Consider the following 19,993-nt stretch of genomic DNA (forward strand, 5'->3'; position numbering starts at 1 on the left):
CCTCGCCGCGATTACGGGGCCAATCGGCCCCTTTATTATTTAACCAATCAGTTGACAACAAGGCCCGACAAGGCTTTAGATGGCCATCCCCGGCGCCGCCTCAACGCGGACGCCGCACCGTCATGGCTCATCGGAGGCTCTATGCAAGGCGAACTCGCAGGCAAGGTAGCGGTGGTTCACGGCGGCAGCGGCGCCATCGGCGGCGCGGTGGCGCGGGCGTTCGCGCGCGAAGGCGCACGGGTGTTCCTGGCCGCGCGCGGACGCGAGCGGCTCGACGCGACGGCAGCGGCGATCGTCGCCGCGGGCGGTTCGGCCGAGGCCGACAGCGTCGACGCGCTCGATCCCGCCGCGGTCGCGGCCCACGCCGACGCCGTCGCCGCGCGCGCCGGCGGCATCGACATCGTGTTCAACGCGGTCGGCTACGTGCACGTGCAAGGCGTGCCGCTGGCCGAGTTGAGCGTGGACGCGTTCGAGCTACCGGTGCATCGCTACATCCGCAGCCAATACCTGATCGCGCAAGCCGCCGCCCAGCACATGCGCGAAGGCGGCGCGGTGCTCGCGCTGACCACGCCGGCCGGACGCATGACCGGCCCCGGCTACCTCGGCCACTGCGTCGCCTGCGCGGGCGTGGAAGCGCTGTCGCGGCACATGGCCGGCGAACTCGGCGCGCGCGGCATCCGCGCAGTCTGCCTGCGCGCGCATGTGATTCCCGAAACCTTGCAACACGGCTCGCATGCGCGCGAAGTGTTCCAACCGCTGGCCGACGCCGCCGGCATGAGCATCGAGACCATGCTGCAAGGCGCGGCCGAAGGCACGCCGCTCAAGCGCTTGCCGACCTTGGACGACATCGCCGGCGCGGCGGTGTTTGCGGCGTCGCCGCGCTCGTCGGCGCTGACCGGCGCGATCCTCAACCTCACCAGCGGGTTTGTGCTGGATTGAACCGTCGCGGCCATCGCGGCCGCGACGGCGCAGGGATCAGGGCTGTTTCACCGCGGTGGACGAACCGTTGGCGACATAGACGCTGGTGCAATTGCCGGCGCCGTCGCGGGCGAAGTCGATATACGAATCGGGACCGACCGATTGCACCGCGGCGATGACGCCGGCGTTGGAGCTCAAGCACATCGTGTTGGCACCGGCCGCGTTCTGCGCCTCGCAACCGGCTTGCAGCGAGTTGCCGGCTGCGCCGATGAAGCAACCGATCAGCTGCTTGGTGTCGGCGCTGTTGCGCGCCGTGCCCATCATGCCGAACGCGCGGACCACCTGACCCGAGGCGTTGGTTTCCAACGTCACCGGCACGTTGCCTTTTTCGCCAGCGAATGCCGTGCCGCACAGCACTGCCAAAATCGTGGCGGCCCACGCCGCCGAAGCCGAACGCTTCATGGTGTTTCCTCCTTGAAAGCCCGCCGGAATGGCGGGCGTGGGCGGACTGGAACACGGGGGCGAGCGCGCCACAATCGCGACCGCGCCGTCGCAACGCTGGATTGCGCGCGGCATCGCGCGGAGTTCGTGTCAGCCATCGCAACCGCGGCGTGTTGCGTCCCGCGTGCGGCGTCTCCACTCTGTCCCTATTCCGCGCCGCCGCAGGCCCACGATGCCCGCCGCCCATCCGCCCGTCCCCGCCGCGATCCTGACCCGCCTCAACGCGATCTGCCTGGGCCTGCCCGAGGCCTACGAAGAAACCGCCTGGGCCGGCGTGCGCTGGATGGTGGCGAAGAAGAACTTCGCGCATGCGGTGCGGATCGAGAGCGGCTGGCCGCCGGCGTATGCCGAGGCGGCCGCCACGGCGGGGCCTGCGACGGTAGTGACGTTCCGCTTGCCGGTGGAGCGGCTGGCGACGCCGCGGTTCAAGCGGGCCCCGTTTTTTCGGCCGGTTTGGTTCGCGAATATCGCGGGGCTGATCGTGGGCGAGGACAGCGATTGGGACGAAATCGCCGATCTCATCGTTGCGAGTTATCGCGTGCTGGCACCGAAGCGGTTGGCGCTGCTGGTGGATAGCGCCGGGCTTTAAGGCCGTGCGAAAAGTTCGGGATCGAACACGGCGCCGCCCCGTTTCGACGCAGCAACCACAGCCGGCACACCGCCACGACGAGCGCGGGCCTATAGTGCCGCCACCCCCGCCCCCGGAGCCGTTCGCATGTGGGACCCCGCCAAGTACCTCGACTTCGCCGACCTGCGCGGCCGGCCGTTCTTCGATCTCACCGGCCGCATCGGCGCGACCGCGCCGCGCCGGGTCGTCGATCTGGGCTGCGGCCCGGGCAATCTGACCGCCGCGCTGGCGCAGCGCTGGCCGCACGCGGCGTTGGAGGCGAGCGACAACTCGCCGGAGATGGTCGCCGCGGCGCGCAAGCTCGGTATCGACGCCGAGTTGATCGATGTGCGCGATTGGGCGCCCAAGCCCGATACCGATGTGGTCGTGTCGAACGCGGTGTTGCAGTGGGTGCCGGAGCATCGCGAGTTGCTGGAGCGCTGGGTGCGCGAGTTGCCGGCCGGGGCGTGGATCGCGATCCAGGTGCCGGGGAATTTCGATGCGCCGTCGCATGCGCTGACGCGCAAGCTCGCGGCCAGTCCCGCGTGGGCGGGCAAGCTCGGCGCGGTCGGGTTGCGCGACGACGAGGCGGTGGATGCGCCGACGCAGTACGCGGAGCGTTTGGCGCGATCGGGTTGCCAGGTCGATGCGTGGGAGACGACGTACACCCAGCGCTTGCAGGGCGAGAGCGCGGTGCTGGAGTGGATCACCGGGACGGCGTTGCGGCCGGTCAAGGCGGCGCTGGGGCCGGACGATTGGCAGCGCTTCCGCGTCGAGCTGGCGGCGATGTTGGATGAAGCGTATCCGCCGCGCGGGGATGGGACGACGTGGTTCGAATTTCGGCGGATTTTCGTGGTGGCGCGGACGCCGGGGTGATGGGTTGGGGCGGTTTGGGGCTCGGCTTCGGGAGGCTGCGGCGGGGCTGCGTAACTTCGGTTGGTCGCAGCTTACGCAGCTCCTACGCGCGGTGTAACGAAGTTGCGGCGTTGGTGTTTCGGCGAGGTCGCGGCGTGCGCCGCTCCTACAGGGAGCGGGCGCGACTGGCGCCGAGATGGAAGATCGCATCGATCGCCATCGGCGCGACCGCCGATTGCCGCGGAAGGATCGGCCGACACTGCGAAGCCGCCGGAATAAAAAGCCCCCCGCCACCATCCTTGTGGCGAGAAGCCAAACCGTCGCCGCGCGCCGCCGGGGCGGGCGCGGGCGGCGCGCTTACAGCGGCGCGCCGCCGAACTTGTGGGTGTATTGCACGAACACTTGCCGGCCCAGGGCGTCGAACCAGGACACGTCGTAGTACGGGTAGCTGGTGTAGCCCTTGTCGCGCGGCGGCATCTTGTCGAACAGGTTGGTCACCGACACCGACAGCTGGTTGTGGTCGGTGAAGCGGTATTGCAGCGACAGGTTGTAACGATAGGTCGCGCCGATCCACGGGCTGTCGCCGTCGGCGGGATCGTAGTTTTCGCTGTAGGACGCGTAGTTGGGCAGCTTGCCCAGACGCTCGCCGTGCACGGTCGCGGTCCAGCGGTCGCGTTCCCAACTCACGCTGGCGCTGGCCTTGCTGCGCGGGATGTCGAAGCCGCTGTTGACCGCGAACTGGTCCTCGACGCGGTCGCCGGCGTACTGCTGGCTCTCGTGTTCGCGCACCCAGCTGTAGTTGCCGCTGAAGCGGAACGTGCCGACCGAGGTTTCCCAGCGCCAGCGCGCGGTGAAGTCCACGCCGCTGGTGCGTTCGCTGGCGATGTTGATCGGGTTGACGTAGGCGCCGTACAAACGGCCGTCGGCGCCGCGGGTGACCCGCGCGCGCGCGTCCACGCAGGTCGGCGAGTTCGCGTCCAGCGCGCTGCCGTCGGCGCGCTGGCCCAGGCGGCAATCGGCTTCGTCGCGCAGCACGCTGTCCAGGCGCAGGTCCTGGACCTGGCGGCGCAGATCGATGTCGTAGTAATCCAGCGAGAAATCCAGGTTCGGCAGCGGCGACCACACCACGCCGGCGGTCCACGCGGTGCTGGTTTCCGGATCGAGCTTGCGGTTGCCGCGCCGCGTCACGATCACGTTCTCGTCGGAATACGAGCAATCCGCGTAATCCACGCCCGGCTCTTCGCTGCGGCAACGGTAGTAATCGATGCCCGTCGCCTCGCTGTTGCCTTCGCCGGCGAACACGTAATGCAGGTCCGGCGCGCGGAACGCGGTGCCGTAGGAGCCGCGCAGCAGCAAGGTGTCCAGCGGCCGCCATTCCAGGCCGGCGCTGTAGGTGAACTTGTCGATGGTGTTGCCGCTGTAGCGGTATTCGTCGTAACGGCCGGCGACGCTGAGGTTCAGGCGTTCGAACAGCGGCAGGCGCAGTTCGCCGGCCGCGGCCCAGCGGTCGCGGCTGCCGTGGCCGTCGGAATCGCGCCAGCTGTAGTAGTAGTACTGCGTGGCCAGCGGATCCGGGCGCAGGTTGTAGCTCTGGTTGCCCACTTCCACGGTGCCGGCGAAACCGGCGGCGCCGGCCGGCATCTGGAACAGCTCGGTGTTGGTGAAGGTCAGCGACAGCGTGTCGGTGCGCGACTTGGGCTGGTACACGGTGCGCTGCGCGATCGAGTCGTACTCGCTGCGCGTCAGCGGCCGGTACAGGCGCGAGGGATCGGCGTCGAACACCGGGAAGCCGTCGTCGTCGGTGCCCAGCTGCGGGCCGAGGAACAGCGCGTTGGCCTTGGCCGCGACGATCTGCGGCCAGCTGATGCTGGACTGGTACTGCGAATGGCTCAGCGCCGCTTCCCAATCCCAGTTCGCGCCCCAGCGGCCCTTGAAGCCGGTGGTGAGGCTGAAGGTCTTTTGCCGAGTGCGGATGTCGCCATTGGTGAGGCCGCCCATCTCTTCCGGAGTGAACTGGCGCTGCCAGAACTCGACCTGCTCGGTGGCCCGGTTGTAGAAGTAGCCGCTCTCGTCGCCGTTGGGCGCCTGATAGCTCCAGCCGGTCACGTCGCGGAACATCGACAGTTCGTGATAGCCCAGCTGCACGTCGGCGAACCACTCGGTGTCGTTGCCGAAGCGGTAGCTCAGCGAGCCGTAGGCATTGAGCCCGCGGCGCTTGCTGATGATGGTGCCGTAGCCGATGGAACGGTCGCTACCGCAGTAATAGCCGGGCTCGCCGTCGGCGCCGTAGTTGGCGCGCGAGGCACGGTAGGTGCTGCCGCCGTTGAGCGAGGACAGGCCGTCGCAGGCCGCGCCCGGGTCGAGGTATTCGTCGTCCCAGTTGGTGCGCAGGAACACCCGACGCGGCGCGCGGCTGCCGGCGGTGGGGCCGTCCAGGGTCGAATCCTGGCGCGAGCGGTCGTAGGCCCACAGCGGGTTCTGCACCTGCAGTTCGGCGCCGTAGATCGCGGTGAAGCGGTCGTTGCTGAAGCCGCTGGACACGCTCAGGTCGAACGATTCGGCGCCGCCGCGGGTGGCGTCGCCCATGCGCACGTCGACCGTGGTGCCGTCGGCCTGCTTCTTGAGGATGAAGTTGACCACGCCGGAAATCGCGTCGGAGCCGTAGATGGCCGAGGCGCTGCCGGTCAGGATCTCGATCCGCTCGACCATGCCCAGCGGAATATTGGAAATGTCGGTGAAGTTGCTGCGGCCCTTGAACGGCATCGGAAAGTCGGCGATGCGGCGGCCGTTGACCAAGACCAGGGTGTGGTTCGGGCCGAGGCCACGCAGATCGACCTGCTGCGCGCCGGGCGAGAAGTCGGCGCCGCTGGCCGATTGCTGGCTCTGGGTTTCGCCGCCGTTCTGGGTCATCGCCCGCAGCACGTCGGGCACCGAGGTGAAGCCGTTGGCTTTGATTTCCTGCGCGGTCATCACCGTGACCGGCGCCGGGCCTTCGATCTGCGCGCGCGGAATGCGCGAACCGGTGACCTGGATGGTTTCCAGGTCGGTGGCCGATACCGGCTCCGGCGAAGCGCCGCCGGTGGCGGCCTGCGCGCGCGGCGCGGCCGCGGCCGGCTTGGGCTTGGGTTTGGCGGCGTCCTTGACGATCACCATGCCGCCGGACGGATCGCGGCGGGCGACGAAGCCGCTGCCGTGCAGCAGCCGGTCGAGCGCGTCGCCGGCCGGCATCGTGCCGCTGACGCCGGCCGTGCGCAGGCCGCGCAGCTGATCGGCGGAATAGACGAACTGCGCGCCGGACTGGCGCGCCAACGCATCCAGCGCGGCCGACAGATCGCCGGCCGGGACATCCACCCGCGCCGGCGTCCCCTGCGCCTGCGCGGACAAAGCGGCGGAACACGCCAAGGTCAACAGCAGTACACGCAACCCACGAACGCCACGCAGCATCAGGCTCCCCTCCCCATCGGCGCTCGTGAAGCGCCGTTGTGTATGTCAGACGAACGAAGTCGGCAAATCCCGCATGCGGCGGCGGAAAAGGTTCCGGGCCGCGAGGGGCGCGTAGTGTGCCGGGGCGGTGTCGGGGCGAACAGAGACGCGGGCCTCATCCGCTCCCTGCTTTCGCAAGCGCAGGCGGTTCGGGCGCCTTCTCCCGCGAGCGGGGCGAGCCGCCGCCTCGCGCGGCCGCGAGCGCGCGAGCGCTACGCGTTCGGGCCGGGGAACCAGTCTCGGAACTCGACGAACCCCGCCAACGGCCCTAGCCGTCGCCTCAGCGACTGCGCAGCACGATCCGATCCGGCAACCGCTCCGCCTTCACCGGCATCGCCTGCTCCACCAGCCCGACGAACATCTCCGCGTTCGACCAGCGGAAATTCCCGCCCACGCGCAGCTCCCCCGCGGCCGCGTCGGCGATCACCAGCTTGCGCGCGCTGTAGCGGTTGAACTCGGCCGCGGCCTGCGCCAGCGGCGTGTCGCGGAACACCAAATACCCGTGACGCCAATCGACGTAACGCTCGGCTTCCTCGACCGGCACGCTGCGCACCAGCACGCCGTTGGGCCCGGCCAGGGCGATGCTGCCGGCCGGCAGCAGCGTGGTCGGCTGCGGATGCCCGCCGACCGGTTCGGACTCCAGGCGCACCGTACCCTCGGTCACCACCACGCGCAGGTCGGCGCCGTCGCGCCGGACCGAGAAATGCGTGCCCACCGCGACCACCCGGCGCGCGCCGGCTTCGACCGCGAACGGCCGGCCCGGATCCTTGGCCACGTCGAAGAAGGCTTCGCCCTGGGCCAACTCGACCCGCCGCCGCGCGCCCGACAGCGCGACCTCGATGCGGCTGTCGCTGCTCAGGGTCGCGCGCGAGCCGTCGGCCAGCGCTACTTCGTCGGTCTTGCCCAACGCGGTGCGGTAACTCGACCGTTCGACCGCGCCGTAATGCAGCCACGCCCAACCCAATCCCACCGCCAGCGCGGCGACCGCGGCGGCGGCCGCGAACGGCCAGCGCGAGGCGCGCGTCGGCGCCGGGCGCGGCTGGAAACTCAGGGCATCGGCGCGCAGCGGCGACGCCGGCGCGAACGCGTCCGCCGTGACGGCCCGGTGCGCGGGCGCGGCGTCGTCCCAGGCCACGCGCGCGGGCACGCCCGGCTCGTCGCCGGCCAAGGCGCGCAAGCGCTCGGCTTGCGTCCACGCCGCGCGCAGACGCAGGTACGCGACCCGGTGCGCGGTCGCGCGCGCCAGCCAGTCGTCGAGTTCGGCCTGCGCCGCGGCGGTCCACTCGCCGCTTTCGCGACGGGCCAACCACTGCGCGGCGATGCCTTCAATCTGCTTGCTGCTTGCCGCCATGTCCACCATGTCCGTGCGTCCCGTCCTCCGCCGCCGGACGCCGCGCGGGCGCCTCGCGCCGCGCCCGGCCGTCCGCGGCCTTCCTGACTTCGCCGTCCTCGCCCGCCTCCAGCAACGCCGCGTCGCCGCCGAAGTAGTGCTCGGCCAACAGGCGCATGCCCTTGGCGATCTGCTTCTCGACGGTCTTCTCGGTGATGCCCATGCGCTGCGCCACCTGTTTCTGCGGCAATTCCTCGACCCGACGCAACCACACCGCCTCACGGCAGCGCTCGGGCAGACGGTCGAAGGCTTCGGCCAGGCGGCGCAGGTTCTGGCGCGCGCCGAGCCGGCGCTCGGGCGAGCACTCATCTATCAAGACGTTCAAGGACTCGAAATCACCCACCGGCTCGATCGACACCACCCGCCCGCGGCGCAAACGGTCGGTCATCAGATGCCGGGCGGTGGCGAACAGGAACGATTTGGGCTGGTGCGGACGCGCCTTGCCGGCCGCCTCGTAGACGCGCACATAGACTTCCTGGCGCAGGTCGTGGACCTCGTCCGGATGCGGCCAGGCCCGGCGCAAATACTGCACCAGCGCCGCTTCGTGGGTCAGGATGTCGGCGGCGAACCACGCGTCCAGATCGTTGTCCATGCGCCGACATTAGCCCAGCCCCGCGCGCCGCGCATCCGTCCGCCGCGGCGCGCGCGGCGATGGGGGATCGCGCCGCCCTGCTTCGTCGTGATGTAGAGATCCCAGTTTCGGAGAGCGTGCGATGCGCGGTTCGTCGATGTGGTCCTGGTCCGCGCTGCGGCGCAAAACCCTGGCCGGGCTGTGGCTCGCCGCGGGACTGGCCTGCGCCGGCCTGAACGCGCACGCGCAAGCGCCCGCCGGCGGCGTCGATCCAGCCCAGCGCGACGGTTACCTGTATTACGACATCGGCCGCCTCGACGCGCCGCGCCCGCAGCCCACCCGCGCCGGACTGATGCTGGTCGGCGGCGGCGACTGGCCGCGCGAGGCCTTCGCCTGGATGGTCGAACGCGCCGGCCACGGCCGCATCGTGATCCTGCGCGCGTCCGGCACGGTCGAGGCGCAGAACGAGTTCTATCACGACATCGGCGGCATCACCGGCGCGCAGACGCTGGTGTTCCAGGACCGCCGCGCCGCCAGCGACCCGCAGGTGCTCGACATCGTCCGCCGCGCCGACGGCATCTTCATCGCCGGCGGCGATCAATCGCGCTACGTGCGCTATTGGAAGGACACGCCGCTGGCGCGCGCGCTCGACGCGCACGTGCGCGCGGGCAAGCCGATCGGCGGCACCAGCGCGGGGCTGGCGATCCTCGGCGCGTATTCCTACGGCGCGATGGACGGCGGCAGCGTGGTCTCGCAAGCCGCGCTGGACGATCCGGCCGGGCCGAAGCTGACCATGGTCGACGACTTCCTGCACCTGCCCTACCTGCACAACGTCGTCACCGACAGCCACTTCGGCAAGCGCCAGCGGCTCGGCCGGCTGATCGCGTTCCTGGCGCGGCTGTCCAACGAACACGGCCGCCGCGATCTGGTCGGCCTGGGCGTGGACGAATACACCGCGCTGTGCATCGACGCGCACGGCGAAGGCAGCGTGTTCAGCGGCAACGGCGGCAAGGTCTGGCTGGTCAAGCCGCGCCAGCCGGCGCGCGGGTTCGCCCAGGGCGGACCCTTGAACCAGCGCGCGGTGCCGGTGATCGGCATCGGCGAGGGCAGCGCGCTGCGCATGCGCGATTTCAAGGTCGAGCGGCCGGCGTTCGTCGAGCTTTATGATGTCGAGTCCGGGCAGTTGATCCTGCGCGAGGACCCCGCCGACGGCGACGCCGCGCGCGAGGGCTTGCGGCTGCCGAACTTGTCTGATGGAGCCGATGATGACGAACTCGTTGCGCCGTAATCTGCAGCACTCGTGTTGCGCCGTGTTGTTGGGATCGATGGCGCTGGCGCCCGCCGCCTGGGCCCTGGAACCCGCCGCGCCCAAGCCGGTCCTGGTGATCCACGGCGGTGCCGGCGTCGAACGCGCCGGCCTCAGCGAACAAGACCAGAAGGACGCGCGCGCCGCGCTGGAAAGCGCGCTGCGCGCCGGCCACGCCGCGCTCGCCGCGGGCAAGCCGGCGCTGGACGCGGTGAGCGCGGCGATCGTGGTGCTGGAAGACGCGCCGATGTTCAACGCCGGCCGCGGCGCGGTGTTCACCCACGACGGCAAGAACGAACTCGATTCGGCGGTGATGGACGGCGCCAGCGGCCGCGCCGGCGCGGTCGCCGGCGTGCACCGGGTCAAGAACCCTATCGTGCTGGCGCGCGCGGTCATGGAAAAATCCAAGCACGTGATGCTGGTCGGCGACGGCGCCGAGGTCTTCGCCAAGGAAGCCGGCGTGAGCTTGGTCGATCCGTCCTACTTCCGCACCGAAAAGCGCTGGCAGCAGTTGCAGAAGGCGCTCAAGGAAGAGGCCTCGGGCCAGGCCCACGCCGACCTCGAAACCGCCAAGCACTTCGGCACCGTCGGCGCGGTCGCGCTGGATGCCGACGGCCATCTCGCCGCGGGCACCTCGACCGGCGGCATGACCAACAAGCGCTACGGCCGCGTCGGCGACTCGCCGATCATCGGCGCCGGCACCTACGCCGACGCGCGCTGCGCGGTCTCGGGCACCGGCTGGGGCGAGTACTACATCCGCGCGGTGGCCGCGCACGAGATCTGCGCGCGCATGCGCTACGCCGGCCAGAGCGTGCGCGAAGCCGCCGAGGGCGTGATCGACAACGACATCCCCAAGGCCGGCGGCGACGGCGGCGCGATCGTGCTCGGCGCCAACGGCGAGTTCGCCCTGCCGTTCAACACCGAAGGCATGTACCGCGGCTGGATCGGCGCCGACGGCGTGCCGCACGTGGCCTTGTTCAAGGACGAAAAGCTGGCGGAGCCGGCGGGGCGCTGAAGCGTCGCCTGCGGATCGCGTAGCGGCGGCAGCGCCATCGATGCGGCCGCGGATGCTGGTCGTAGGCGCTGCGTAAGCTGCGACCGCGACATCGGGCTTACGACGCGACCGGCTGCCCCGCGGTCGCGGCTCGCGCCGCTCCTACAGGGAGCGGACGCGGCTTGCATCGTGGCTGAAGATCGCGTTGCCCGACACCGGCGAAACCGTCGATTCCGACTGTAGGAGCTGCGCAAGCTGCGACCGCGATACCTCGCTTACGGCGCGACCGGCTACCCCGCGGTCGCGGCTCACGCCGCTCCTACAACCGCAGGCCGCCGCGACGGCGATGCCGCGGCCACGCGCCGACACGCATCGCCTCAGCGATTCGCCATCCGCATCCGATTGACCATCACCTGCAACTCATCGCGCGGCATAGCGTTGATGTAATCGATCGCCTCCTGCCCGTCCAACGGCCGCCCCGCGCCGATGCGGTTGTCGCGCGCGGCCTGCATGATCAAAGGCACCGTCGGCACCGACAGGTAATACTCGTCCTCGCCCTGATCGCTCAGCACCGCCGCGGCGTCGGCGTCGAAGCCGGCGTTCTTCAGGAATTCGATCGAACCGTTGATCTTCTGCTGATGGTCGCGGTAATCGCCGAGCGAAGCCTGGCCGAACACCGACACACCGATCATCACCGAACCCACCAGCGCGCCGACCGGCCCGGTCGACAAGGCCATCACCACGGTGCCGGTCGCGCCCAAACCGTACAAGCCGGCTTCCACGCCCTTGAGCGGACGATCCGACAGCAGCGCATCGACCAGCTTGGCCACGTCGCCCACCGCCGACACCACGCCCAACACCTTGTTGACGTTCTCGAAACGCTTGAGCCCGTTCTCCAGCGCTTCCATCGCCGCCGGCGAATTGCGGTCGACGGCTTGCATGGCCGGGTTGCTCAGCAGATCGCGCGCGTCCTTGACCAAACCGGCGGCGTCGCCGAACGCGCCGATCTGATTGGCCCAGGTCGGGTCGCTGATCGCATCGGACGTGGACTTGGCGAACGCCAAACCCGCCGCCGCCACGCCCAGCGCGCGGAAGGTGATGCCGGCCGGCTGCTTCGCGCCGAAGCCTTCGATGCCCTGCAATTCGGTGTGGAAGCGGTTGAGCTGGGTCGCCATCGCCTGGGTGTCGCCGGCGGGCACGTCGAGCAGTTTCTCCAACTCGCCGATCGCGCGGCCGTACTGCTCGGCGTCCTTGCCCAGCGCGCCGGCGTATTGGCGGCTCAGCCCTTCCAGCTTGGTCTTGCCGTCGGCGATGCTGGCCGGATCGGCCGGATCGACATCGGCGAACACGCTCATCGCGTTCTGGTTGATCGCCTGACTGGCGAGGCGCTTCAAGTATTCGGCGCCTTCCTTCGACACCTTGGTCGTGTCGAACAGCGCCGCCGTCGAATCGGCGTCGCGCCCGACCAGGAAGCGGTCGTCGCTGCCGGCGGCGAGGCCGAAGGCCTGCAAGGTGTCGTCGTCGTTGGCGATGGACTTGATCTTGTCCATCAGCCCCGGATTCGTCGCCTTGACGCTCTCGGGCAACGAATTCAAACCGGCCAACGCTTCCTGCAGGCTGCGCGCGTCGGCGCCGAGGTTCTTCTCCAGCGATTGGTACTTGCTCAGCCAATCCGGATCGTCCTTGCCCTTGGCGGCGAGGTAATCGTTGACCGCTTTGTTCAACTTGTCCGGCGGCAACCCTTCCGAATACTTCAGCAGGCGCGCCAGCTCGCCCATCATGTCCTTGTAGTCGCCGAGGTTGCCCTCGATGCGCTGCTGCAACAGCTCCGCGCCGTGGCTCACGCCGCCGAGGAAGGCGCCGGCCAGTTCGTTCTCGCCCTTGGCCTGCAGCTGCTTGGCCATGTCCAGCGCCAGCCCGGGGCCGATGCCGTCGCGCACCGCGTTGGCGATGTTCTCCTGGAACGGAATGCCTTGCCCGCGCCAATCGCCGGAATGGGCGACGTACGAGGCCGCGATGTCGGAACGCAGGCTCAGGCCTTCGGGCGTGTCTCCGAGCGATTCGGCGATCCTGGCCATGTTGGCGTAGGAGCTGCCGCCGAACTTCTCGCCGGCGTACATCGGCTTGACGTCGGTGATGCGCATCACCGTGTCGATGTTCTGGGTCACCACGGCTTGGGCCAGCGCGGGCGGCAAGCCGTCGACCAGTTCGGCCAAGCGCTTGGACGATTCGTCGGCCGGGCCTTGCAGCGCCTTGGGATCGCGGTTGCCGGCGTCGACGCCCTTGAACGGCTCGCTCACGTACGGCTTGATCTTCTCGTTGATCAGCTGGCCCAACTCGACGCTGGTGGACAGCCGCTGCTGCGCCTCGGGCGAAATCTTCGACCACTGATCCTTGAGGAGGCTGACCACCGACTTCGGATCGCCGGCCTTGGCGACCATCACCGTGAACTCGACTTCGTAATCGATGCGGATGTCCTTGCTCACCGCCTCGATGCCGGCGCGCGCGGCCGGGTTGTCGGCGTAGCGCTCGGCGATGCTGCGGCCGTAGCCGTCGATGGCGGCGGTGTCGTAGACCGCGCCGGTCGGGCGCGCGTCGAACTCGGCCTGATAGCGCGACTGCATTTCCGCCTTCACCGCGGCCTTGAGCTCGGCGCGGGTTTGCGGCGTGGAATGCGCTGCGTCGGCCTGCACCGCGGTGTCCACGCGCTGCACTTCCGGCGACTTGGCCGGCGCGCCGGGCGCTTGCTCGGTGTAAGCGACGGTCTGCACCTGCGGGTCGTCGTGCTCGGCCGGCGGCAGTTCGATCTGAGTATCGGGGTACAGCGCCTCCCAGTTCAGCACCTGCGGATTGGCGTCCTTGATGCGCTGCTCGTACAGCGCCTGCGGCACCGCGCCGCGGTACTGCGCGGCGATCTGCGGCAGCGTCTCGTCGCGGGCGATGGTATGCACCGGCGGCACCGGCTTGGGCGGCGCGGCCAGTTGCTGGACGGTGCGCGAAACCGAGTCGAGGAAGCTGAAGAGGGACATGGGGGAGTCTCGGGAGTAGACCTGTCGACCCTAGCACCGGCGCGTCGGCGGCGATGCTGGGGGCGGCCCCAGGTCGCGCGGCTCGCGCGCGCGAAAGCCCTGTTTAAGCGGCGAAATCGTCCGTTCGTGCACATCCGCCGAGGCGACGCGGCATGGACGCGCGCCGGCCGCGGCGGCGCCTTTCGCTGGCTCAGCCTTGCCGCGCCAAACGCCGCATCGCCGCCGCGCCGTTGAGTTCGCGCAACGCGTCCTTGCCGTTCCAGCGCGGCGCGGCGTCCTGGGACGCGGCCAGACGCGTCGCAGTTTTCAGCGCCGCGGCACGCAGCGCGACATTGCGCTTGCCGACCGAACGCAGCGCCCAGTTGACCGCTTTCTTGACGAAGTTGCGCTCGTCGAACGCATACGTTTCGACCAGCTCCAGCCCGCGCAGGAACGGCGCGTCGCCGGCCTGCTTGTCGTGCACGCTCTTGCTCGCCAGCAGCGCGAACGCGGCGCGGCGGACGAATTCGTCCTCGCGCCGGGCCCATTGCTCGATCTTGCGCCACGCCAGCGGGCTGCGGTCGAACAACGCGAAGCAGACGGTGTCGCACACCGCCCAGTTGTCGAAGCCGCGCGCCCAGCGATCCATCTGCGCGGCGCTCACCAGCGCGGGGTCGTCGAGATAAGCGGCGAGCAAACGCGCTTCGTACCAGCCGCTGTCCCACAGCGCTTCGGCCAGCGCATGGTCGCGGCCCAGGCGCTTGGCCACGGCCTGGATGTTCGCCATCGGCACGCCGAAAGCGCGGTCGTTCGGAATCGCGAAGCGGGCCATGCCATCGCGGTAATCGGCGCTGGCATCGGCGCGCAGCGCGTCCAAGGCCTGGGCGAGGCGTTGCGGCAAGGGCAAGGCGGCGAACGCGGCTTGCGCGGCCTTGCGTTCGCTGGCCGGGGTACGCGGTTTGGCCGCGACCTTCTTTACCGGCGTCGTTTTAGCGGCCGCCTTCTTCGCCGCCGGCGTCTTGCCCGCGGCGCGCGAGATCGCATCGGTGGTAGCGGTTCGGGCCACGGCGGCCTCCCGGTGGACGCGGCCGCAACGAAAAAGGCCGCGACGCCAATGTATCCATCGGCGCCGCGGCCCGCTATCGGCTAATCAGTGTTGCCCGGCGCGAATTAGGCCTTCGCGCTCGGCTCAGGCTTCGGCGGCAGCATCAGGCTGGCCGCGATCGAGGTGCCGATGATGGCCGCCACGCCCAGCAGCGAGACCAGGATCGGGATCTTGTAGACGTCGATCAGCAGCATCTTCGCGCCGATGAACACCAGCACCGCGGCCAAACCGTAAGGCAGCAAGTGGAAGCGGTCGGCCATGCCCTGCAGCAGGAAGAACATCGCGCGCAGGCCCAGCACCGCGAACACGTTGGAGGTCAGCACGATGAAGGGATCGGCGGTGATGGCGAAGATCGCCGGGATCGAATCCACCGCGAAGATCACGTCGGTCACGCCGATCAGCGCGATCACCGCGAACAGCGGGGTGAACCAGCGCTTGCCGTCGCGCACGATCGACAGCTTGCTGTCGTGGTAGTCGTCGGTCAGGCGCAGGTGGCCGCGCATCCATTTCAGCACCGGGTTCTGTTCCAGGTCCGGACTCTTACCCGCGGCCATCAGCATCTTGATGCCGGTGAAGACCAGGAACGCGCCGAACACGTACAAGATCCAGTGGAACTTGGCCAGCAGCAACGCGCCGGCGAAGATCAGGACCGAGCGCAGCACGATCGCGCCGAGGATGCCGATCACCAACACGCGCTGGCGCTGCTCCTCCGGCACCGCGAAGTACGAGAACAACATCAGGAACACGAAGATGTTGTCGACCGCGAGCGACTTCTCGACGAGGTAGCCGGTCAGGAATTCCAGGCCGATGCGGTTGCCGACTTCGGCGCCGGATTCGCGGCTCACGTACCACCACAGCGCCGCATTGAACACCAACGCCAGGGCGATCCAGCCCACGCTCCACCACGCCGCTTCCTTGAACGTGACTTTGTGCGGCCCGCCGTGGCGCATCAGCACCAGATCGACGAGCAGCGCGACGACGACGAAGGCGGCGAACGCGCCCCACAGCATCGGACTGCCGATGGTTTCCATTTGACTCTCCCGCAAGACGATTTGGAGGCGCAAGCGCGCCGGTTTCGAGGCCGCAGGCCGCGAAGCGTCGTCCGGAGGGAATTCGGGAGACATGCCTTCGCCGCTGCGGCGAAGGTCTTGCTCATATCCGGCCGACCGTTCGGTGGTCCGGATACCTGTCGCACCGGGGTGGTGAGCCCGTAGTGACGATGGCGACAGCGGGAGCTACTCCCCTTCTGCGGGCAACGATAGCACGGTGGCCGCTGAACTGCCGTTCAGGTTGGTTTCGATTTGTAGTTCGCGTCGGCCAATCCTTGTAGGAGCGGCGTAAGCCGCGACCGCGGCATCGCGGTTACGGCGCGAGCTGGCGATCCCGCGGTCGCGGCTTACGCCGCTCCTACAGGGGGATCGCGCGACGACGATCAGACCGGGCTGCGATACACCGCCACCGTCGCGATCCGCGCCGGCGCGTACGCATGCTCGATCGCCAGCCGCAGCCGTCGCGCCCGCACCGGCTCGAACCGCTCCAGGCGCTTGTGGCCGATGGTCGTGCCCCAGGCGACGGTCTGCCAGCCGCCGTCGCGCCACGCCTCGAAGCGATGGTTGGCGACGTGCTGCCCGTGCGCGATCGCTTCCTGCAGGCACAGCAGGTCGAATTCGACCGCCTCGTCCAATTCGAACTCCAGCCACGCCTCGCCCGCCCCGGCCTGCCAGAACGACTCCGCGTCGCCGTCGAGCGCGCGCTCGGGCGCGGCGCCGCCGCTGGCGCGCACGCGCGCGCCGGCGAGGCGGTTGCCGCCGGCGAACAGCGCTTCGCGCTTGCGCCCGAACTCGGCCAGACGCGCGACGTCGGTGTCGTGGAAGCGGCCCGCGCGCGTCGGCGGCACGTTGAGCAGCAGCTTGCTGTTGCGGCCCACCGAACTGCAGTACAGATCGATCAGGTTGTCGGCGCTGCGCACCTTGGCGTCCTCGGCCGCGTGCCAGAACCAGCCGGGCCGGATCGACACGTCGGTCTCGCCGGGCCGCCACGCCGCGCCGTGCGGGTCGCCTTGCTGCAGCGCTTCGCCGACCCAGGGCCGGTCGTAGCCGGGATACGGCACCCGCGCCGGATCCACCGTCGCCCAACAGGTGCTGCCGGCGACGCCGCGCTCGTTGCCGATCCAGCGCACGTCGGGGCCAGCGTCGGAGAAGATCACCGCGTCGGGCTGCAAGGCGCGCACGGTGCGGTGGATGCGCGGCCAGTCGTAGGCCTGACGCCGCCCGTTCGGCCCTTCGCCGTTGGCGCCGTCGAACCACACCTCGACCACCGGCCCGTAGTTCGTCAGCAACTCGGTGAGTTGGGCGATGTAGTAATCGTCGTAGGCCTGGCCGCTGCCGTAGCGCGGTTCGTGCCGGTCCCACGGCGAGAGATAGAAACCGACGCCGAGATTCTCGGCGCGGCAGGCATCGACGAATTCGCGCACCACGTCGCCTCGTCCGTCGCGCCACGGGCTGCTGCGCACGCTGTGCGCGGTGGTCGCGGTCGGCCACAGGCAGAAGCCGTCGTGATGCTTGGCGGTGAGGATCAGGCTGCGGAATCCTCCGGCTTTCGCCGCGCGCGCCCATTGCCGCGCGTCCAGGTCGGTCGGCGCGAACACGCGCGGGCTTTCGTCGCCCTCGCCCCATTCGCGGTCGGTGTAGGTGTTGACCGTGTAGTGGACGAACAACGCGAGTTCTTCGCGTTGCCAGCGCAACTGCTGCGGCGTCGGCCGCGGGCGCGCGGCGGGCTCGGCCGGATCCGCGGCTGCGGCCGCGGCGGGCGCGCTCAAGGCGAGCGCGGAGGCGGAGCTGGCGAGCAGGAAGCGGCGACGATCCATGGCGATGAGAAAACGGCGGCGACACCGCAGTCTAGTGGCGCGGCCGCGCCGCGCAACGCCGCGCTGGCGATTGCCGCGATTTGGATTTGTTTGGATTTTTGGCTTTCGCGCCGCCGTTCGCGCAATCCGAAAGCAAACCCGCGCGCGCCGCGGCGAAACGAAAGCGCGCCGGCTTCAGCGCGGTTGACCGCATCCCGCGCGGTCTGCTGGGATGCATCGATCCGCCCCGAGGACACGCCAATGACGCCGCTGCGCGCCGCCTTGCTCTCCTGCCTGTTCGCGCTCGCCGGCGCCGCGCACGCGGCCGTGCCGGCCCAGGACATCCCCAAGCCGACGGTCGCCGCGCCGAACGAATCGCAGGCCGCGTTCGACGCGCGCATGCGCTGGTGGCGCGAAGCCCGCTTCGGCCTGTTCGTGCATTGGGGCCTGTACTCCGGCGCGGCCGGGCGCTGGAACGGCGAGCCGGTGAAAGGCTCGGCCGAATGGATCCAGCGCAACGCCCACGTGCCCACCGACGAGTACGCGCGGCAGATGCTGCCGCTGTTCAAGCCCAAGCCCGGCTTCGCCCGCGAATGGGCCCAGCTCGCCAAGCAGGCCGGCGCCAAGTATCTGGTGTTCACCAGCAAGCACCACGAAGGCTTCGCCCTGCACGACAGCGCGGTCAGCGACTTCGACGCCAAGGACGCCACCGGCCGCGATCTGGTGCGCGAGATCGTCGACGCCGCGCGCGCCGAGGGGCTCAAGGTCGGGCTCTATCACTCGGTGATCGACTGGCATCATCCGGCCTATCCGTACCGCGACTTCGCTCGTCTCGAACATCCCTTGCCGCATCCGCTGGAGAAAGCCGGCGACAAGGACGACCCGGGTTACGCGCAACGCGCGAACCTCGCGCAGTACCAGGATTTCCTTCAGGCCCAGGTGCGCGAGCTGATCGAGCACTACGGCCCCATCGACGTGCTGTGGTGGGATTACTCCAACCCCGGGGCCGAAGGCGAAACCTGGCGCGCGCAGGAACTCATGGCGATGGTGCGCAAGGACCAGCCCAAGATCGTCATGAACAACCGTCTGTACCGCTCGCTCGGTTACGACGATCCGCAAGGCAGCCTGCAATGGTTCGACCGCGCGCACGGCGACTTCACCACGCCCGAGCAGGCGATTCCGGCGCGCGGCGTGGCCGGCGTGGATTGGGAAGCGTGCATGACCATGAACGGCACCTGGGGCTACAGCGCGCTGGACACGAACTGGAAATCCACGCGCGAACTGGTGCGCGATCTGGTCGACACCGCGAGCAAGGGCGGCAACCTGCTGCTCAACATCGGGCCGATGGCCGACGGCAGCGTGCCGCAAGCCAGCGTCGAGCGGCTGCAAGCGATGGGCGAGTGGCTGCGGCGCAACGGCGATTCGATCTACGCCACCACCGCCAATCCGCTTGGCGAGGCGGCGTGGGGACGCATCACCGCGAAAGGCGAGCGCCTGTACCTGCACGTGTTCGAGCGCCCCGCCGACGGCGAGCTGCGCGTGAACGCGCCCGGCCGCTGGCGCGCGCGCCTGCTCGACGGCGGCGGCGCGCTGCGCGCGCGGCGCGACGGCGAGACGCTGCGCGTCGCGTTGCCCGAGACGCTCGCCGATAGCATCGACACCGTGATCGAGCTGGCTCCGGAAAAATCCTGAGGGCGTCCGGGCCAATTCGTTCATCAAACTGATCCGCCCGCGTCACAAGCGGGTGTCGCGCCGCGTTATGCATCTGCCGCGGCGGGTCAGTTTGTCATCCCATGTCATCGCCGCGACGCCGGGCATCACAGTTCAGACGGTACGAACGGCAAGAAATACCCGTTATTTTTCAATCTATTACATGATTTTCCGTCACGCCGTTTTTACGTAATGCCCTCGTAAATAGCAAGGACGTCAGGGGGCGTCATCCATGAAAAACATCGAGGTTTTCAGCATTGCCACCGCGCGGATCTGCGCGGCGGCGCTTGAGCAGCATCCCGTCGTGGCCCGCTTCAACGCCGAGGAATCGGCGCGTCATCTGCCGGGCGTGGACCCGTCCAACCGCGAAGCGATGGCGCAGGCGGTGCTCGCCTGCGGCGCGACCTTCGAATGGCTGCTCGACGAGGGCTACGTGCGCAGCACGGCCTGCGTCAAGGAGTCGTTGAACGGCGTTCCGTTCGTGCATCTGGCCTTGCGTTACCGGCTCACCGAGAAAGGCCTGGCCATTCTCGGCGCGCACGCCGCCAGCAGCGCCGACGAAAGCAGGACGATCGGCGAGCGCTTGATCGCCGCGGTCAAGCTCGGCGGCGCCGAGCGCATCAAGGAATCGGTCAAGCTGATGATCGGCGCGGGCGCGGGCACGCATGCCGCGCGTCCGATGTTGCAAGCCACCGGCTGA

The 19,993-nt window shown here is 69.3% G+C and carries 15 protein-coding genes; 7 read left to right on the plus strand and 8 right to left on the minus strand.

Annotated elements, in window-relative coordinates:
* Positions 1-141: 141 nt before the first annotated feature.
* Complete coding sequence (locus tag J5226_RS02785; RefSeq protein WP_215838343.1) at positions 142-939, plus strand: SDR family oxidoreductase; 798 nt, start codon at positions 142-144, stop codon at positions 937-939.
* A 36-nt stretch (positions 940-975) separates the two neighbouring features.
* Here J5226_RS02785 and J5226_RS02790 read toward each other — a convergent pair whose 3' ends face one another.
* Entirely contained in the window at positions 976-1,380 is a 405-nt protein-coding gene (locus J5226_RS02790) for a hypothetical protein (RefSeq protein WP_215838344.1), read from the minus strand.
* A 211-nt stretch (positions 1,381-1,591) separates the two neighbouring features.
* On the opposite strand from J5226_RS02790, the gene J5226_RS02795 reads away from it, so the two are divergent.
* Both J5226_RS02795 and J5226_RS02800 read left to right on the plus strand, forming a co-directional pair.
* Positions 1,592-2,008 carry an MmcQ/YjbR family DNA-binding protein gene (locus tag J5226_RS02795; protein ID WP_215838345.1) on the plus strand — a complete coding sequence of 139 codons (417 nt, stop codon included), beginning with the start codon at positions 1,592-1,594 and terminating at the stop codon, positions 2,006-2,008.
* A gap of 126 nt (positions 2,009-2,134) precedes the next feature.
* Complete coding sequence (locus tag J5226_RS02800; RefSeq protein WP_215838346.1) at positions 2,135-2,902, plus strand: trans-aconitate 2-methyltransferase; 768 nt, start codon at positions 2,135-2,137, stop codon at positions 2,900-2,902.
* 336 nt (positions 2,903-3,238) lie between these two features.
* Here J5226_RS02800 and J5226_RS02805 read toward each other — a convergent pair whose 3' ends face one another.
* The 3 genes from J5226_RS02805 to J5226_RS02815 all read right to left on the minus strand — a co-directional run bounded on the left by J5226_RS02805 (position 3,239) and on the right by J5226_RS02815 (position 8,346).
* Complete coding sequence (locus tag J5226_RS02805; protein WP_215838347.1) at positions 3,239-6,325, minus strand: TonB-dependent receptor; 3,087 nt, start codon at positions 6,323-6,325, stop codon at positions 3,239-3,241.
* Between the two features lie 319 nt (positions 6,326-6,644).
* Entirely contained in the window at positions 6,645-7,715 is a 1,071-nt protein-coding gene (locus tag J5226_RS02810; protein WP_215838348.1) for a FecR domain-containing protein, read from the minus strand.
* On the minus strand, positions 7,690-8,346 hold the full coding sequence (locus J5226_RS02815; protein WP_215838349.1) for a sigma-70 family RNA polymerase sigma factor: 657 nt from the start codon (positions 8,344-8,346) through the stop codon (positions 7,690-7,692). The genes J5226_RS02810 and J5226_RS02815 overlap by 26 nt, the downstream gene beginning before the upstream one ends.
* Positions 8,347-8,482: 136 nt before the next feature.
* Here J5226_RS02815 and J5226_RS02820 point away from each other — a divergent pair, with 136 nt between their 5' ends.
* Positions 8,483-9,613 (plus strand): cyanophycinase, encoded by a 1,131-nt coding sequence (locus J5226_RS02820; protein WP_215838350.1) that lies wholly within the window; start codon positions 8,483-8,485, stop codon positions 9,611-9,613.
* Positions 9,614-9,650: 37 nt separating this feature from the next.
* Positions 9,651-10,646, plus strand: coding sequence for an isoaspartyl peptidase/L-asparaginase (locus tag J5226_RS02825; RefSeq protein WP_215840304.1), 996 nt, complete (start codon positions 9,651-9,653; stop codon positions 10,644-10,646).
* Between the two features lie 356 nt (positions 10,647-11,002).
* Here J5226_RS02825 and J5226_RS02830 read toward each other — a convergent pair whose 3' ends face one another.
* The 4 genes from J5226_RS02830 to J5226_RS02845 form a co-directional block, all read right to left on the minus strand.
* On the minus strand, positions 11,003-13,654 hold the full coding sequence (locus tag J5226_RS02830; RefSeq protein ID WP_215838351.1) for a hypothetical protein: 2,652 nt from the start codon (positions 13,652-13,654) through the stop codon (positions 11,003-11,005).
* Positions 13,655-13,844: 190 nt separating this feature from the next.
* Positions 13,845-14,699 carry a DNA alkylation repair protein gene (locus tag J5226_RS02835; RefSeq protein ID WP_215838352.1) on the minus strand — a complete coding sequence of 285 codons (855 nt, stop codon included), beginning with the start codon at positions 14,697-14,699 and terminating at the stop codon, positions 13,845-13,847.
* A gap of 104 nt (positions 14,700-14,803) precedes the next feature.
* Entirely contained in the window at positions 14,804-15,769 is a 966-nt protein-coding gene (locus J5226_RS02840) for a TerC family protein (RefSeq protein ID WP_215838353.1), read from the minus strand.
* A 401-nt stretch (positions 15,770-16,170) separates the two neighbouring features.
* Positions 16,171-17,604 carry an alpha-L-fucosidase gene (locus tag J5226_RS02845; protein WP_215838354.1) on the minus strand — a complete coding sequence of 478 codons (1,434 nt, stop codon included), beginning with the start codon at positions 17,602-17,604 and terminating at the stop codon, positions 16,171-16,173.
* A gap of 240 nt (positions 17,605-17,844) precedes the next feature.
* Here J5226_RS02845 and J5226_RS02850 point away from each other — a divergent pair, with 240 nt between their 5' ends.
* Entirely contained in the window at positions 17,845-19,275 is a 1,431-nt protein-coding gene (locus J5226_RS02850) for an alpha-L-fucosidase (RefSeq protein WP_215838355.1), read from the plus strand.
* A gap of 250 nt (positions 19,276-19,525) precedes the next feature.
* Entirely contained in the window at positions 19,526-19,993 is a 468-nt protein-coding gene (locus J5226_RS02855) for a hypothetical protein (RefSeq protein ID WP_215838356.1), read from the plus strand.

This window comes from Lysobacter sp. K5869, from assembly GCF_018847975.1.
Taxonomy (GTDB): Bacteria; Pseudomonadota; Gammaproteobacteria; order Xanthomonadales; family Xanthomonadaceae; genus Lysobacter.

Bases quoted from the DNA above. Each gene is read 5' to 3' on its own strand.
- J5226_RS02785 (WP_215838343.1), top strand. From the start codon at position 142: ATGCAAGGCGAACTCGCAGGCAAGGTAGCGGTGGTTCACGGCGGCAGC.
- J5226_RS02790 (WP_215838344.1), bottom strand. From the start codon at position 1,380: ATGAAGCGTTCGGCTTCGGCGGCGTGGGCCGCCACGATTTTGGCAGTG.
- J5226_RS02795 (WP_215838345.1), top strand. From the start codon at position 1,592: ATGCCCGCCGCCCATCCGCCCGTCCCCGCCGCGATCCTGACCCGCCTC.
- J5226_RS02800 (WP_215838346.1), top strand. From the start codon at position 2,135: ATGTGGGACCCCGCCAAGTACCTCGACTTCGCCGACCTGCGCGGCCGG.
- J5226_RS02805 (WP_215838347.1), bottom strand. From the start codon at position 6,325: ATGCTGCGTGGCGTTCGTGGGTTGCGTGTACTGCTGTTGACCTTGGCG.
- J5226_RS02810 (WP_215838348.1), bottom strand. From the start codon at position 7,715: ATGGCGGCAAGCAGCAAGCAGATTGAAGGCATCGCCGCGCAGTGGTTG.
- J5226_RS02815 (WP_215838349.1), bottom strand. From the start codon at position 8,346: ATGGACAACGATCTGGACGCGTGGTTCGCCGCCGACATCCTGACCCAC.
- J5226_RS02820 (WP_215838350.1), top strand. From the start codon at position 8,483: ATGTGGTCCTGGTCCGCGCTGCGGCGCAAAACCCTGGCCGGGCTGTGG.
- J5226_RS02825 (WP_215840304.1), top strand. From the start codon at position 9,651: ATGGCGCTGGCGCCCGCCGCCTGGGCCCTGGAACCCGCCGCGCCCAAG.
- J5226_RS02830 (WP_215838351.1), bottom strand. From the start codon at position 13,654: ATGTCCCTCTTCAGCTTCCTCGACTCGGTTTCGCGCACCGTCCAGCAA.
- J5226_RS02840 (WP_215838353.1), bottom strand. From the start codon at position 15,769: ATGGAAACCATCGGCAGTCCGATGCTGTGGGGCGCGTTCGCCGCCTTC.
- J5226_RS02845 (WP_215838354.1), bottom strand. From the start codon at position 17,604: ATGGATCGTCGCCGCTTCCTGCTCGCCAGCTCCGCCTCCGCGCTCGCC.
- J5226_RS02850 (WP_215838355.1), top strand. From the start codon at position 17,845: ATGACGCCGCTGCGCGCCGCCTTGCTCTCCTGCCTGTTCGCGCTCGCC.
- J5226_RS02855 (WP_215838356.1), top strand. From the start codon at position 19,526: ATGAAAAACATCGAGGTTTTCAGCATTGCCACCGCGCGGATCTGCGCG.